Source organism: Rhodanobacteraceae bacterium (assembly GCA_016713135.1).
GTDB lineage: Bacteria > Pseudomonadota > Gammaproteobacteria > Xanthomonadales > SZUA-5 > JADKFD01.
Genome location: JADJPR010000023.1, coordinates 281,650 through 296,231 on the forward strand (window position 1 = coordinate 281,650; position 14,582 = coordinate 296,231).

General features: G+C 67.7%; 13 protein-coding genes. 3 read left to right on the forward strand and 10 right to left on the reverse strand.

Features of this window, described 5'->3' with window-relative positions; translation table 11 throughout:
* Positions 1-197 precede the first annotated feature (197 nt).
* Genes IPK27_21100 through IPK27_21110 form a run of 3 tightly spaced genes read right to left on the reverse strand, consistent with a single transcriptional unit; the run spans position 198 to position 4,773 of the window.
* Positions 198-3,299 carry a PAS domain S-box protein gene (locus IPK27_21100; protein MBK8070015.1) on the reverse strand — a complete coding sequence of 1,034 codons (3,102 nt, stop codon included), beginning with the start codon at positions 3,297-3,299 and terminating at the stop codon, positions 198-200.
* Complete coding sequence (locus IPK27_21105) at positions 3,296-3,982, reverse strand: GNAT family N-acetyltransferase (protein ID MBK8070016.1); 687 nt, start codon at positions 3,980-3,982, stop codon at positions 3,296-3,298. The genes IPK27_21100 and IPK27_21105 overlap by 4 nt, the downstream gene beginning before the upstream one ends.
* Positions 3,865-4,773: a glycerophosphodiester phosphodiesterase gene (locus tag IPK27_21110; GenBank protein ID MBK8070017.1), complete on the reverse strand. Its 909-nt coding sequence runs from the start codon at positions 4,771-4,773 to the stop codon at positions 3,865-3,867. The genes IPK27_21105 and IPK27_21110 overlap by 118 nt, the downstream gene beginning before the upstream one ends.
* A 181-nt stretch (positions 4,774-4,954) precedes the next feature.
* Between IPK27_21110 and IPK27_21115 the strand changes: the two genes are divergently transcribed.
* The 3 genes from IPK27_21115 (at position 4,955) to trpC (ending at position 7,474) form a co-directional block, all read left to right on the forward strand.
* Positions 4,955-5,560 (forward strand): aminodeoxychorismate/anthranilate synthase component II, encoded by a 606-nt coding sequence (locus IPK27_21115; protein ID MBK8070018.1) that lies wholly within the window; start codon positions 4,955-4,957, stop codon positions 5,558-5,560.
* 115 nt (positions 5,561-5,675) lie between these two features.
* Positions 5,676-6,689 (forward strand): anthranilate phosphoribosyltransferase, encoded by a 1,014-nt coding sequence (trpD, locus tag IPK27_21120; GenBank protein ID MBK8070019.1) that lies wholly within the window; start codon positions 5,676-5,678, stop codon positions 6,687-6,689.
* Positions 6,686-7,474 (forward strand): indole-3-glycerol phosphate synthase TrpC, encoded by a 789-nt coding sequence (gene trpC, locus IPK27_21125; protein MBK8070020.1) that lies wholly within the window; start codon positions 6,686-6,688, stop codon positions 7,472-7,474. The genes trpD and trpC overlap by 4 nt, the downstream gene beginning before the upstream one ends.
* A gap of 140 nt (positions 7,475-7,614) precedes the next feature.
* Here trpC and rnhB read toward each other — a convergent pair whose 3' ends face one another.
* From rnhB to bamA, 7 genes are read right to left on the reverse strand one after another with little or no spacing between them, the layout of a single operon-like run.
* Positions 7,615-8,187 carry a ribonuclease HII gene (gene rnhB, locus IPK27_21130; protein ID MBK8070021.1) on the reverse strand — a complete coding sequence of 191 codons (573 nt, stop codon included), beginning with the start codon at positions 8,185-8,187 and terminating at the stop codon, positions 7,615-7,617.
* A gap of 5 nt (positions 8,188-8,192) precedes the next feature.
* Complete coding sequence (gene lpxB / locus IPK27_21135; GenBank protein ID MBK8070022.1) at positions 8,193-9,347, reverse strand: lipid-A-disaccharide synthase; 1,155 nt, start codon at positions 9,345-9,347, stop codon at positions 8,193-8,195.
* Positions 9,348-9,388: 41 nt separating this feature from the next.
* A complete protein-coding gene (gene lpxA / locus IPK27_21140; protein ID MBK8070023.1) occupies positions 9,389-10,162 on the reverse strand; it encodes an acyl-ACP--UDP-N-acetylglucosamine O-acyltransferase in 774 nt (257 codons plus the stop codon).
* A 26-nt stretch (positions 10,163-10,188) separates the two neighbouring features.
* On the reverse strand, positions 10,189-10,629 hold the full coding sequence (gene fabZ, locus IPK27_21145; GenBank protein MBK8070024.1) for a 3-hydroxyacyl-ACP dehydratase FabZ: 441 nt from the start codon (positions 10,627-10,629) through the stop codon (positions 10,189-10,191).
* A gap of 4 nt (positions 10,630-10,633) precedes the next feature.
* On the reverse strand, positions 10,634-11,647 hold the full coding sequence (lpxD, locus tag IPK27_21150) for a UDP-3-O-(3-hydroxymyristoyl)glucosamine N-acyltransferase (protein ID MBK8070025.1): 1,014 nt from the start codon (positions 11,645-11,647) through the stop codon (positions 10,634-10,636).
* Positions 11,644-12,210, reverse strand: coding sequence for an OmpH family outer membrane protein (locus IPK27_21155; GenBank protein ID MBK8070026.1), 567 nt, complete (start codon positions 12,208-12,210; stop codon positions 11,644-11,646). Before IPK27_21155 ends, lpxD begins: the two co-directional genes overlap by 4 nt.
* Positions 12,211-12,228: 18 nt before the next feature.
* On the reverse strand, positions 12,229-14,565 hold the full coding sequence (gene bamA, locus IPK27_21160; protein MBK8070027.1) for an outer membrane protein assembly factor BamA: 2,337 nt from the start codon (positions 14,563-14,565) through the stop codon (positions 12,229-12,231).
* Positions 14,566-14,582 lie beyond the last annotated feature (17 nt).

Below are 14,582 nucleotides of genomic sequence, written 5' to 3' on the forward strand. Positions count from 1 at the left end.
CGATGCGTCAAACCACGGACTGCGGACGTATGGACGGCTGGACGAGCGGTGAGTGGTGAGTAGTGAGTGGTGAGTAGCGGCCGGTGCGGGTCGCGGCAGGATGCAATCGAATTCAATCACTTGGGATTGGCGCCGCGCGGGCGAGCGTGCATGGCGTCTCGCTGCTACTCACTACTCACCACTCACTACTCACCGCTTCACCGCAACAACTCCTCCAGCGCCCGTCCCAGTTGCTCTACCCGGAAGGGCTTGCGCAGGAACTGTGCGCCGTCGATCAAGGCCAGCGGTTCGCCAGGCTGTTCCTTGGCGTAACCGCTGACAAACAGCACCGGGAGCGCAGGCGCCTGCTGGCGGAGTTCGCGAGCGATCGTGACACCATCCTTGACCGGCATGGTGAGATCGACGATCGCGCCGCCGTAGCGCTCGGGCGAACGGGCCAGTTCGAGCACCGCGTCGTCGCCCGAGAGAAAGGCTGCGACTTCGAATCCGCATTGCTCGAGCATGACCACGGTGATGGCCAGCACGTCCTCGTCGTCGTCGATCGCCAGCAACGGCCGGCGTTCGCGCGGTAGCGCCGCGGGTACCTCAGGCGTCTCGGTCCCCAAGGTGACCGCCTGATCCGGCAGCAAGGGCAGGAACACACGGAATTCGGTACCGATCCCTGGCTCGCTGATCACGCGGATCGATCCGCCATGCGCCTTGACGATGCCCTGCACCACCGACAGCCCGAGCCCGCGACCGGTGGTCTTGGTGGTGTAGAAGGGCTCGAATATGCGGCGCAGGGTGTCGCCATCGATACCCGGCCCGTCGTCGCGCACCGAGAGCACCGCATAGTCGCCGGCAGCTTCCAGCGGCCACTGCAGGTGCGCCATCGGCATGCCGTCTGCGGCCGCCCGGCCCAGGCGCAGGCGCACGCTGCCGCCGCGATCGCCAAGCGCATCCACCGCGTTCTGCACGAAATTCAGCACCACCTGCTCGATCTGTGTGCTGTCCGCCTTCAGCACCAGGGGGCGATCGCTGATTTCCATGCGCCAGCGCGCGTGACGTCCGCAGGAGGCGCGCAGCAGCGGCTCGATCTTCTCCAGCAACTGCGCCAGGTCCAGCGGCTGCATGCGCGAGGCCGACTGGCCGGCGTAGGCGAGCATGCGTTCGGTCAGGCCTTCCATGCGCCCGAGCACGCTTTCGACAGTGGACAGGTAGTGACCCAGCGCACTCTGCGGCGGCACCGCAGCGACCGCAAGGTTGAGCTGACCGAGCGCCGCCATCAGCATGTTGTTGAGGTCGTGCGCGATACCGCCGGCCATCACACCCAGGCTCTCGGTCTTCTGCGCCTGGTACACCTGGCGTTGCAATTCCTCGTGCTCGGCCGCCTGCTGGCGGTCGCGCGTGATGTCGAAGATCACACTGCTCAGGGTGCCGCGGCCTTCGCGGTAGTCGCAATCGTTGCGCAGGAAAGCGCGCAGCCAACGGCGTTCGCCGTCGCTGAAGTCCAGCGGAAAATCGATGGTCGCCTTGCCGGCGGATTCCAGCAGCCGCTCCAGCTGGACGCTGACAGGTTGGCGATACGCCACCGGCAGCAAGCTCTCGAGTTCGGCACGGTCGACCACATGCGGCTGCTCCTGGCGCATCAAGCGGGCGTAGGCGCCGACCACCTCGCCGCGACCGAGTGCGCGGTCGAAACGGAAGGCGCCGATGCCGGCATCGTCGAGCACCCGGTCGAGCCAACGCTCGCGTTCGAGCATTGCGTCGCGTTCGCGCCGGACCGCGGCGATGTCGGTGGCGATGAACACGAATTCGCGGCGCCCGTCCGGGGCCTCGCCGAAGGTGCTGCCATCGACCTGGAACCAGCGTTCGCTGCCATCTGCATGCCGCAGGCGCCACGGGAAGCTGCAGGCGCCGGTGTCGAGCACCTTGCGCACGGTTTCACGACGAATCTCGGCGTCCTCGAGGAAGCAGTAACGCCGGGTCTGCTGGCCAATCACCGCCGACTGCGATTCACCGACCGTTTCGCAGAAGGCGCGATTCGCCATCCGGATGCTGCCGTCATCGGCGACCACCAGGATCGCACCGCGCGCAGTATCCACCAGCGTCTGCAGGCGCAGCAGCGCCGCGCGCGCCTCCACTTCGGCCTGCACCAGCCGCGAGACATCGCGCGCGGCGATCAGTACCGCGCCGATGCCGCCGGCCTCATCCCGCACCGGCGAGGCAACGATGTCCAGCGTCGGTCGCGCAGGGTGCAGCTCGCTGACCAGGCGGAAATGGCGCCGCTCGCCGTCGCGGAAAACGTCCTTGAGATTGGCCTCGAAAAGCGGCAATTGCGGATCCAGGGTATCGAGGTCCGCGAGGCAGCGCGGCAATCGGGCGAAGCCGCTCTCGTGGAAGAAGCGCTCGGCGACCGGATTGAGGTAAAGGAAGTTTCCCGCGGCATCGAACTGCACCACGATGTCCGGAATCACGTCCAGGATCGCGGTGCGTTCGGCCACCAGAGCGCGTGCCGAGTGCTCCGGGCTGACATCGCGGACAACGCCGGAGATCGAGGTCACCGCATTGCCGGTGTCGTCCACGCGAATGATGGCCGACGAGCGCAGCCAGCGCAGGCGACCGTCGGCGCCGATCAGGCGGTACTCGGCCGGCGCCAGGGCTCCGCTCCGGGGCATCCGCCAGCGCTCCGCCATCCGTTCGCGGTCTTCCGGATGCACCCAGCGGGTCCAGTCGCTCAAAGGGTTGCCCAGCGGCACATCGGTACCGAGGCCGAGCAATTCACGGAATCCCGGGGAACAGCGGAAACGGCCGCTCACGTGCCACTCGAAGAACTCGACGCCGGCCACCTGCAGCAGCGCCTCGAACATGCCGGCGTCGTCGGCCAGCTCCCGCCGGTGCAGTTCGAGGTCGGTCACATCGGTCAGCACCAGGGTGAAGCCCGGGTGCGCCCCGCCAGCCCTCGCCAGCACCACGCGCAGCCATGTGGCCTCTTCTGCATCACTGCGAGGCACCTGGACCAGGCAGTAATGCTCGGCATCGACATCCTCGCCGACCAGCGCCATGCATGCGCGCGACTGGGCGCAATCGTGTTCGGGGAACAAGTCGCACAGTTCGCGGCCAATCGCGCAATCCCGCTGCAACAGGTCCAGCGCTCGACGGGTCGCCGACAGCACGCGGCCCTTGACGTCGACATCGATCTGGGCCACCGGACCCACACCGTGGGATTCACGCAGTGCCCGGTTTTCGCGCTGGACCAGCGCCAGCTGGGCTTCCAGCTCGGCGATCCGTGCATCCCGGTCCGGCGACGGCGCGTTCATCCGCAGGCCCGCAGCCAGAACATCATCGGGTGCGCACTCGCAGCCTCGTGCGCGACCTCCTTCCAGTCGAAGGTGGTGACGAGGTCGGGCCTCGGCGCATATCCCCGCACGCGCCAGAAAGCATCCAGCGGGCGATAGCCTGACGGTCGGCGTGGATCATCCGCATCCCGCTGCACGGCGCAGAATGCGGTCAGCGCGAAGCCACCCAGCTGGCGCGCGTGCGCTTCACGGGCATCGAAGAAGCGATGGCCGAGGCCACGCCCGCGGTACTCGCGGTCGAGCACCGACTCACCGAAGTAATAGACGTCCTCGACCGGGATCCCGGCGGCGACGAACGGCGCCTGGAACTCGGGATTCTCGTCTGCCAGCGGCACCGCGGTGGAGCAGCCGACGATCGTGTCGCCATCGAAGGCGAGCACGAACAGGCTGCGCGGCGAACGGCTGTAGGTCTTCAGGTACTCGGCTTCGTAATCGAGGTCGCCATCGTACAGATAGGGCCAATCGCGGAACACGCGGATCCGCAGCGCCGCCAGCGCCGGCAGGCAAGGTGCGATGGCAGCGCCGCTCACGCACTCGATGCGCAGGCCCGCGGCACCCGCCGCCACTCCTTGCGACCCGCAAGCGCGGTGGCCGGGAAGTCGCTGAACAGCGCGTCGCAACCCGCTGCAAACGCCGCGACGCATTCGGCCGACGGGTCCGTTCCGGCCGCGGGTTGGTCGTCGCGGAAGGTCCAGGCGTGGACGCACTTGCCGCGCGCATGCGCCTCGCGGATGAACTCGGCACCATCGGGACGGCTTAGCAGTGCCTGCTTGCTGACGCCGAAACCATCGACATCATTCGCCGCGTCCGGCAGGCCGACGCTCAGCAGAACCACCGGCAGCCCGGTGCATTCGCGCACCCTGGCCAGCGTTCCAGCATCGAAGCACTGCACCCACACCGGCGCCGCGGGACCGGTCAGGCCGCGCGCCGCGACTTCGGCAGCGAACAGCTCGACCAGGTCGATGCCCAGCGCGCGGTAGTGCTCCGGATGCTTGAGTTCCGGATAGACCAGCAGCGGGCGCTCGCGCCGGGCGCGCTCCTGCAGCAGCAGGTCGAGCACTTCGCCGAAGCGTGGAATGCGCAAACAGCCATCGCGATGGTGCGGGCGGCCCGGCCAGGGCTGGATCGCACGCAATTGGTCGATCTCTCCGGCGCGGAAGTCGCTGATCCACCAGTCCGCGACGCCGTCGTCCCCGGCACGTCGGCGCGCGGCGTACTCCGGACGCATCGTCACATCCGTGCTGCGCGCGAGGCCCAGATCGTGCCGCGCATACAGAACGCCATCGGCGCTCGCCAGCAGGTCCGGCTCGATCACATCGGCGCCCTGCTCGATCGCCAGCGCATAACCCGGCAACGTGTGCTCGGGCAGGATGCCGCTGGCACCGCGATGCGCGATGACCCAGGGATCCCGGAATGGCTGCCAGCGCGGACTCACCGTGCGTCCCCTCGTGCGGTGCCGACCTTGGACCCATGAGTCTACTCGACGTGAAGGCGTCCACCGGAGTCGCGACCCAAGACCGGGAGGTAACGGATCGATGCGTGGCGCGTTCGCCACCGAGCAGGCGGGATGTCGCCGCGTGCTAGCCTGATGCACAGGCTCGAATCCCGGTATCGCCATGCTGCTGATGATCGACAACTATGACAGCTTCACCTACAACCTCGTGCAGTACCTGTCCGAGCTGGGTGAGGATGTGCGGGTGTTCCGCAATGATGCGCTCGGCTGCGCCGACATCGAGGCGCTGGCGCCGGACCGGATCGTGATCTCGCCGGGGCCGTGCACGCCCTCAGAGGCGGGGATCTCGCTGGAGGTGATCCGCCATTTCGGTGGGCGCATCCCGATCCTCGGCGTGTGCCTGGGGCACCAGAGCATCGGCCAGGCTTTCGGCGGCGAGGTGGTGCGCGCGCGCCGGGTGATGCACGGCAAGACCTCGATGATCCACCACGCCGATGTCGGGGTATTCGCCGGCCTGCCGAATCCCTTCGAGGCGACCCGCTACCACTCGCTGGTGGTGCGCCGCGAGAGCATGCCGGAGGTGCTGGAAATGACCGCGTGGACCGAGCATGAGGATGGCAGCGTCGACGAGATCATGGGTCTGCGCCACCGCAGGCTGGCGATCGAAGGCGTGCAGTTCCATCCCGAATCGATCCTGACCCGCGTGGGCAAGGAACTGCTGGGCAATTTCGTTCGCGCCAGCCAGCCAGCGGCACGCGCCTGCGCCTGACCCGGCGCTGCACGACCCAAGCGCGGCCCGACTGCGCTAGATTGGGCGTATCGATGGTCCCGTCGGCACCGCCGGCCGGGGCAATCCGCGGCAATCGCACATTCCTGGAGCGAACATGCTGAACGAGGTGTTGAACAAGCTGGTCGGCGGGCAGGACCTGACCGGCGCTGAGGCCGAGGCCGCGGTGCGCGCGATCATGTCCGGCGAGGCCACGCCGGCGCAGATCGCGGCCTTCCTGGTGGCGCTGCGCATGAAGGGCGAGACCACCCACGAGATCGCCGCAGCGGCGCGCGTGATGCGCTCGCTGATGACCCCGGTGGAACTGCCGAGCGAGCACCTGACCGATATCGTCGGCACCGGCGGCGACCACGCCAACACCTTCAATGTGTCGACCGCCGCGAGTTTCGTCGCGGCGGCCGGCGGTGCGCGCATCGCCAAGCACGGCAACCGCTCGGTGTCGAGCAAGTCGGGCAGCGCGGACCTGCTGGAGGCCGCCGGCGCACGGCTGGACCTGGGTCCCGATGCGGTGCGCGCGAGCGTTGAGCAACTCGGCATCGGCTTCATGTTTGCGCCGATGCACCACGGCGCGATGAAGCACGCCGCGCCGGTGCGCCGCGAACTCGGCCTGCGCACGTTGTTCAACCTGCTCGGGCCGCTGACCAACCCGGCGCAGGCGCCGCACCAGGTGCTCGGCGTGTTCGACCGCCGCTGGCTGGAATCGCTGGCGCGGGTGCTGGGAGAACTCGGCAGCAAGCATGTGCTGGTGGTGCACGCGCTCGACGGGCTGGATGAGCTGTCGATCGCCGCTCCCAGCCAGGTGGCCGAGCTGAAGGACGGCGAGGTGCGGGTGTATTCGATCGCGCCCGAAGACTTCGGCCTGACCCGCGCGTCGATCGACCCGATGCGGGTGTCGTCGCCGGCCGAGAGCCTGGCCATCGTGCAGCGCGTGCTCGGCGGTGAGGCTGGCGCCGCGTCCGATTTCGTCGCGCTGAACGCCGGCGCCGCGCTGTACGCCGCGGATCGCGCGTCCTCGCTCGCCGATGGCGTCGCCGCGGCGCGCCAGATCCTGCACAGCGGCCGCGCGCTGGAACGCATGCAGCAGTACGTTGCGCTGACCCACAAGCTATGAGCGACATCCTCGAACGCATCCTCGCCCGCAAGGCCGAGGAGATCGCTGCGCGCAAGGCCGCACGGCCACTCGGCGATCTCCAGGCGCGCGCCGCCGACACGCCGACCACCCGCGGTTTCGAGGCCGCCCTGCGCGCCCGTGTGCGCGTGGGACAGCCGGCGGTGATCGCCGAGGTCAAGAAGGCCAGCCCGAGCAAGGGCGTGCTGCGCGCCGACTTCGACCCGTCGGCGATCGCGGCGAGCTACGCGGCGGGGGGCGCTGCCTGCCTGTCGGTGCTGACCGACGAGCGCTTCTTCCAGGGCCACGACCGCTATCTGCAGCAAGCCCGCCGCGCCTGCGTGCTGCCGCTGCTGCGCAAGGACTTCACGATCGACGCCTACCAGGTGTTCGAGGCGCGCGAACTGGGCGCCGACTGCATCCTGCTGATCGTCGCCGCCCTGCCCGACTCGCGCCTCGGCGAGCTGACCGACCTGGCACACCAGATCGGCATCGATGTGCTGATGGAAGTGCATGACGGCAACGAACTGACCCGCGCGCTCGCGACCCGCGCCAGCCTGATCGGCATCAACAACCGCAACCTGCGCACCTTCGAGACCAGCCTGGACACCACGCTGGCGCTGAAGTCACGCGTGCCCGCCGATCGCCTGCTGGTCACCGAGAGCGGCATCGCCACGCGCGCCGACGTCGAGCACATGCGCGCGCAGGGCGTGCATGCCTTCCTGGTCGGCGAAGCCTTCATGCGCGCACCGGACCCAGGCGCGGAGCTGGCCAAGCTGTTCTTCTGACGGTCCCATTCAACGCGCAGACGCGGAGGCGCAAAGGACGCAGAGGAGAGCAGAACGCTTTGGCCTGGCGTCTCTGCGCTCTCGGCGTCTCCGCGTTTGAACGCTTTTCTCGGCCTGGGCTCCCGTTCAACGGGCAGGCGTCAGAACAGCCCGCCCTGCAGCAGCGCCCGCACCGGCGCGAAGCTGCGCCGGTGGATGGCGCAAGGACCGTGCTGGCGCAGGCGTTCCAGGTGCTCCGGCGTCGGGTAGCCGTAGTGCTGGGCGAAACCGTAGGCTGGATGCGCCGCGTCGTACTCGCGCATCAGCGCGTCGCGATGGGTCTTGGCCAGGATCGACGCCGCCGAAATGCAGGGCTCGCTGGCATCGCCCTTGACGATCGCGCGCGCTGGCAGCCTGAGGTCCTTGGGGACCTTGTTGCCGTCGATCAGGACTTCATCGGGCACCGTCGCCAGGGCCAGTACCGAGCGCGTCATGCCTGCCATGGTCGCGTGAAAGATGTTGCGCCGGTCGATCTCGTCCACGTCCACCACGATCACCGACCAGGCCAGCGCCGCGACACGGATCTGCGGCGCCAGCGACTCACGCTGCGCGGCGCTGAGTGCCTTGGAATCGCCCAGGCCCGCCAGCGGGCGCGCGGGATCCAGGATCACGGCCGCCACCACCACAGGACCGGCCAGCGGGCCGCGGCCGGCCTCGTCCACGCCGGCGACCAGCGCATTCACGGCAACCACTCCAGCACCGCATCGGCCGCACGCGCCGACGCGTCCTGGCGCAGACGGCGGTGGATCACATCGGCCTCCTGCTGCAGAGCCGCGACCGCCACCGGATCATCGAGCCACCGCGTGAGGGCCGCCGCGAGCGATTGCGGCGTGAGCGCATCCTGGCTGATCTCCGGCACCAGCTCGCGCCCGGCGAGCACGTTCGGCAGCGAGTAATGGCGTACTTTCAGCAAGCCGAAAGTGCGCACGATCCAATAGGTCAGCGGCGCGATGCGGTAGCCGACCACCATCGGGCGCCGGCTGAGCAGGGCCTCCAGCGTCGCCGTGCCGGATGCGACCAGCGCCACATCGCAGGCCGCGAGCACCCGGCGCATGTCGCCGACCACGATCTGCAGCCGCTCGACCAGCCCGGGTTGATGCTGCGCCGCCAGTTCCCTGAGGCGCGCGGCAATCCGCTCATTGGCGGCCGCCACCAGCACCCCAAGCCCGGGGCGCGCGGCGCACAGCAGGGCCGCCGCGCCCAGGAAATCGGCCCCCAGGCGCTCGATCTCACCGCGCCGGCTGCCCGGCACCAGTGCCAGCAGGGCCTCGGCCTCGCCTCGCCCGAGCGCCGTGCGCGCGCCGCCACGATCGACATCGAGCGGCATCTCATCGGCGAACGGATGCCCGACGAAGCGCGCATCGCCACCATGGCGCGCATACAACTCGGGCTCGAAGGGAAACAGGCACAGCACGCGGTCCGCGCACTCGCCGATCGACTTCGCCCGGCCCTGGCGCCAGGCCCAGATCGATGGGCTGACGTAGTGCACCGTGCGCAGCCCTGTGGCCCGGAGGCGCTTTTCGACCCCGAGGTTGAAGTCGGGCGCATCGATGCCGACGTACATCGCCGCGCCGCTGGCCTGGATCCGCGCGACGAACTCCCGGCGCAGCCGCAGCAGCCGTGGCAAATGCTTGAGCACCTCCACCAGCCCCATCACCGCCAGTTCCTGGCAATCCCACCAGCACTCCATCCCTGCCGCGCGCATCGCCGGGCCGCCGATGCCGGCGACATGCAGGTCGGGGCGCCGCCGCTTCAGCTCCGCGATCAACCCGGCGCCGAGCAGATCGCCGGAGGCTTCGCCGGCGCAGAGGATGAGAGTACGGGGAGTGGTCACGGCCGGTCGGGAGGATGGTGAAGCGGTGCCCCGCTCCTGCTTCACCTCAGGATGCTGCGCTCGCTGCGATCGATGAACTCGACCAGGACGCCGACTTCGGGCGCCTCGGCCGCCTGGGCGGCGAGTTGCTCGCGGGCTTCCTTGAGCGGCAGGCCGGACAGGTACAGGGTCTTGTAGGCACGCTTGATCGAGGCGATCTGGGCGGCGGTGAAGCCGCGGCGCTTGAGTCCCTCGGCGTTGATCCCGCGCGGGGCGCTCATCTCGCTGCCGACGATCACATACGGCGGCACGTCGCAGTTGATCTTGCTGCCCATGCCGGTGAAGGCATGCGCGCCGACCTTGCAGAACTGGTGGATCAGCGAGAAGCCGCCGAGGATCGCGTGGTCGTGGATGGTGACGTGGCCGGCGAGCGTCGCCGAATTGGCCAGGATCGTGTGACTGCCGACGATGCAGTCGTGGGCGATGTGCACATAGGCCATGATCCAGTTGTCGTCGCCGATGCGCGTGACCCCGCCGCCCTGGCTGGTGCCGCGGCTGATGGTGACGAACTCGCGGATGGTGTTGCCGTTGCCGATGATCAGCTCGGTCGGCTCGCCGGCGTACTTCTTGTCCTGCGGCGCGCCGCCGATCGACGCCTGGCCGTAGATGTGGTTGTCCTCGCCGATGGTCGTCGGCCCCTCGATGACGCAGTGCGCGCCGATGCGGGTGCGCGCGCCGATGCGCACGCCGGCGCCGATGACCGAGAACGGCCCAACTTCGACTGAATCGTCGAGTTCGGCGTTGGCGTCGATGAGCGCGGTGGGATGGATCGCCATCAGGCCTCCCGTTCCGCGCACAGCACTTAGGCGCTGGCGACTACCTTGCCGTCCACCTTGGCGGCGCACAGGAACTGGCCCATCTTCATCACCATGCGCTTCTGCTCGACTTCCAGGTGCAACTGGTCGCCCGGCCGCACGATCTGGTTGAAGCGCGCCTTGTCGATCTTGACCAGGTAGAACAGCGGGCGGGTATCGGGCAGCACCTGCGCCGACAACTGCACCAGCAATCCACAAGCCTGCGCCAGCGCTTCCAGGATCAGAACGCCGGGCATCACCGGATTGTCGGGGAAGTGGCCGGTGAAGCAGGGCTCGTTGACGGTCACGTTCTTGAGCCCGGTCAGGCGCTTGCCCGGCTCGAAGGCAATCACGCGGTCGACCAGCAGGAAGGGATAGCGATGCGGCAGCAACTGCGCAATGCGGCGCACATCGACGGGCAACTCGACCCGTGCGGCAGTGTCGTTCATGGAATCAGGAATCCCGTTTGTTGGTCGTGACCTGGCGCGCCAGGTCGTCGAGCTGCTTGAAGCGTACGGCGCTCTTGCGCCAGCTGCGATTATCCATCAGCGGCGTCCCCGACGAGTATTCGCCGGGCTCGCGGATCGAGTGGGTCACCAGGCTCATCGCGGTGATCGTGACCTTGTCGCAGATCTCGAGGTGGCCGAGCACGCCCGCGGCGCCACCGATCAGGCAGTAGCGCCCGATCTTCGCGCTGCCGGCCACGGCCGCGCACCCGGCCATCGCCGTATGCGCGCCGACACGCACGTTGTGTGCGATCTGGATCTGGTTGTCGAGGCGCACATCCTCTTCCAGCACGGTGTCGCCGAGCGCACCACGGTCGATCGTGGTGTTCGCGCCGATCTCGCAGTCGTCGCCGATGACCACGCCGCCCAGTTGCGACACCTTGAGCCAATGGCCCTTGTCCATCGCCAGGCCAAAGCCATCGGCCCCGAGCACGGCGCCGGGGTGAATCAGCACGCGCGCGCCAAGACGCACGCGCGTAACCAGCGTGACCCGCGCGACCAGATGACAACCGGGCCCGACATGGCAGTCCTCACCGATGCTGCATTGCGCCCCGACCACCGCACCGGCGGCCACAGTCGCGCCAGCGGCAACCCACGCCAGCGGGCCGATGTGGGCGGTCGCATCGATGCGCGCGGACGGATCCACCACGGCGCTCGGGTGGATCCCGGGCGGGCGCACGGGGCGCGGCTCGAACTGCGCGGCGATGCGCGCGAAATCGGCATAGGGGTTGCGGCTGACCAACACGGCGCAGGGCGCGCCGTCCACAGCGTCGACCCCCGCCACCACGGCGCTGGCGCGGGTCTGTGCGAGCTGGGCCCGGTACTTCGGATTGGCGAGGAATCCGAGCTGGCCCGGCAGCGCCGACTCCAGCGTGCCCACGCCATCGATGACCAGATCCCCGTTGCCGTGCAGCACCAGGCCTGATTCCGCCGCGATCTGCGCCAGCGTGCGCTCGCTCATGGCTGGCGCAACTCCTCGGCATGGGCGTTGACCCGGTCGAGGATTTCGACCGTGATGTCCAGCCGCGGATGGGCGAAGCCAACGCCATCGGTCAGCACCAGATCGAAGCCCTGCTCGCGCGCATACGCGCCGATCTCCTCCTGGATGCGTCGGTCGATGGTCTCGGTGAGATCTTTGATCCGGCGGTTCAGCGCCAGGGCCAGCTCTGTGCGACGCCGCTGCAGGCTGCGCTCCAGGGCCTCGATCTCGCGCCGCAGGTCGAGCGCGTCCTGCGAGGACAGCGTCGCCATTTCGCGGTCGCGCCGCGCTTCAAGTTCGCGCAGGCGGGCTTCTTCCAGCGTCAGCGCCTGGTCGCGGGCGGCAAATTCCTCGGTGAGCTTCTGGCGACCGACAGTGAACAGATCCGACTCGCGGATGATCCGCTCAGTGTCCACCACGGCAATCCGCGCGGCGCCACTGGATGCGCCCGTCTGGGCCCCGGAAGGTCCGATGGTCAGCAAGGACGCGACCGCGACCAGCGCCGGATACAGGCGCCGGAGCCGCGATCGCGAGGATGCATCCATGGTCCGTCGCGATGCGCGCTAGAACTGGTTGCCGAAGGAGAACTGGATGCGCTCCACGTCGTCGCCGTCCTTCGCATTCAGCGGATAAGCCAGGTTGATCACGATCGGACCCACTGGCGCGCGCCACTGCATCGTCAGGCCGGTCGAATAACGCAATTCGCCCGCATCGAAGGAATCGAAGTCCTTGTAGACGTTGCCGATGTCGAAGAAGGCGCCAAGGCGGATGGTGTCCGCGCCCTTGGCGAACGGCGTCGGGAACAGGAACTCGACGTTGCCGATCACGTTCAACGCGCCGCCTACCGGCAGCAGTTCGCCGCCCGACTGCAGGCGCGGTCCCAGGGTGTTGTCGCGGAAGCCGCGCACCGAGCGCACACCGCCTGAGTAGTAGTTCTCCCAGAACGGGAAACCGAGGCGACCGCCGCGCGCAACGGGCGGATCGCCGATCAGGGTCGGATCGGTCTTGCTGCTGCCGTAAGTGTCGCCATAGCCGAGTTCGCCGTTGATCATCAGGGTGAAGCTCTGGGTCAACGGGAAGTAGCGCTGGTACTGCGCGGTGATCTTGTAGTACTGCAACTCGCTCGGTGGCAGGACAACCTCACCTACGAACTTGGTCAGCGAACCGTCGGTAGGCGAGAAGAAGCGGTTGCGGCTATCGCGGAACCAGCTGGTTTCCAGGCGCCAGGAGTTGAAGGTCTTGTTGTCGTAGACGAACGGGATGTACTCATCCGGCGTCAGTCCCGGGAAGATGTCGATCTGGGTGTGGTCAACCGCCAGGCGGAACTGGATGCGGTCGTACTCGCTGAGCGGCAGACCGTAGGTCAGGCCAAGCTGGCCGACGTTGCTGGTATAGCTGGCAAGGTTGGCCTGGGCCGAATCGAGCTCGCGGTAGCTGACATTGAAGCCGCGCGACACGCCTTCGTCGGTGTAGTAAGGGTTGTAGTACGAGGCATCGAAGCGCTTGTAGATTCGGTTGTTGCTGACCGCGAAGCCGACCCGGTTGCCGGTGCCGAGGAAGTTGTCGAAGCTCAGCGCCACCGAGAGGATCGCGCCCTGCAACTCCGAGTAGCCGACGCCGAACTGGAAGTTTCCGGTCTGCTGTTCCTCGACTTTGACGACGATATCGACCTGGTCCTCGCTGCCCGCGACCTTGGGCGTTTCCACCTCGACCTTCTTGAAGAAGCCGAGGCGCTCCAGGCGCACCTTGGAGCGGTCGATCGCCGCCTGGTTGAACCAGCCGCCTTCGAACTGGCGCATCTCGCGGCGCAGCACCTCATCCAGCGTCTTGGTGTTGCCCTCGAAGTTGATCCGGCGCACATAGACGCGCTTGCCCGGGTCGACCAGCATGGTGATGTCGACGATCCGCTTCTCGCGGTCCACCTTCGGGATCGGCGAGACATTGGCGAAGGCGTAGCCGAAGTTGCCGAGAAGCTTCTGGATGTATTCGCTCGTCTGCTCCAGCTTCTTGCGCGAAAAGGTCTCGCCCGACTTGAACACCACCAGGCGCTTGAGCACCGACTCCTCGACCACGAACTTGCCGGTCAGGCGCACGTCGCCGACGGTGTAGATCGGGCCTTCGGCCACGTTGGCGGTGATGTAGACATTGCGGCGATCCGGGCTGACGCTGACCTGGGTGGATTCGACGTCGAAGTCGACATGGCCACGGTCCAGGTAATAGGCGCGCAGCTTCTCCAGGTCGCCCGAGAGCTTCTCGCGCGAGTACTGGTCGTCGCGGCGGTACCAGGACAGCCAGTTGGTGGTGTCGAGCTCGAACTCGTCGCGGATTTCCTCGTCGGTGTACGTGCTGTTGCCGACCACGTTGAGGTGCTTGATCTTCGCCGCCTTGCCTTCGGCGATGGTGATCGTCACGTCGACCCGGTTGCGGTCCAGCGCCTTGACCGAAGGCGTGATCTTGACGTTGTACTTGCCGCGGTTGTTGTACTGCCGCGTGAGTTCCTGGGTGACCCGCTCGATGTTGAGCTGGTCGAAGGTCTCGCCCTCGGCCAGGCCGATGTTGTTGAGGCCCTTCTGCAACTCCTCGGTCTTGATGTCCTTGTTGCCTACCAAGGTGATGGTCGAGATCGCCGGGCGCTCGACCACCGTGACCACCAGGATGTCGCCCTGTCGGTCCAGCCGCACGTCCTTGAAGAACCCGGTCTTGTACAGGGCGCGCAGGGCCTCCGCGGCGCGGCCGCGGTCGAGGCGATCGCCTTTCTGCACCGGCAGGTAGGTGTAGACGGTACCGGCGGAGATGCGCTCCAGGCCGTCAACGCGGATGTCGCTGATGACGAAATCATCGGCGGCAAGGGCGGCGGCTCCGGAGAGTGCCAGCAGTATGGACGCGACCAGTTTTTTCATGCGCGCAAAGCCTCAGG

Coding starts and splice junctions, on each gene's coding strand:
- lpxD (MBK8070025.1), bottom strand. CDS start 11,647: ATGAGCGAGCGCACGCTGGCGCAGATCGCGGCGGAATCAGGCCTGGTG.
- trpD (MBK8070019.1), top strand. CDS start 5,676: ATGCTGAACGAGGTGTTGAACAAGCTGGTCGGCGGGCAGGACCTGACC.
- trpC (MBK8070020.1), top strand. CDS start 6,686: ATGAGCGACATCCTCGAACGCATCCTCGCCCGCAAGGCCGAGGAGATC.
- fabZ (MBK8070024.1), bottom strand. CDS start 10,629: ATGAACGACACTGCCGCACGGGTCGAGTTGCCCGTCGATGTGCGCCGC.
- IPK27_21105 (MBK8070016.1), bottom strand. CDS start 3,982: ATGCGTCGCGGCGTTTGCAGCGGGTTGCGACGCGCTGTTCAGCGACTT.
- IPK27_21115 (MBK8070018.1), top strand. CDS start 4,955: ATGCTGCTGATGATCGACAACTATGACAGCTTCACCTACAACCTCGTG.
- bamA (MBK8070027.1), bottom strand. CDS start 14,565: ATGAAAAAACTGGTCGCGTCCATACTGCTGGCACTCTCCGGAGCCGCC.
- IPK27_21100 (MBK8070015.1), bottom strand. CDS start 3,299: ATGAACGCGCCGTCGCCGGACCGGGATGCACGGATCGCCGAGCTGGAA.
- IPK27_21155 (MBK8070026.1), bottom strand. CDS start 12,210: ATGGATGCATCCTCGCGATCGCGGCTCCGGCGCCTGTATCCGGCGCTG.
- lpxA (MBK8070023.1), bottom strand. CDS start 10,162: ATGGCGATCCATCCCACCGCGCTCATCGACGCCAACGCCGAACTCGAC.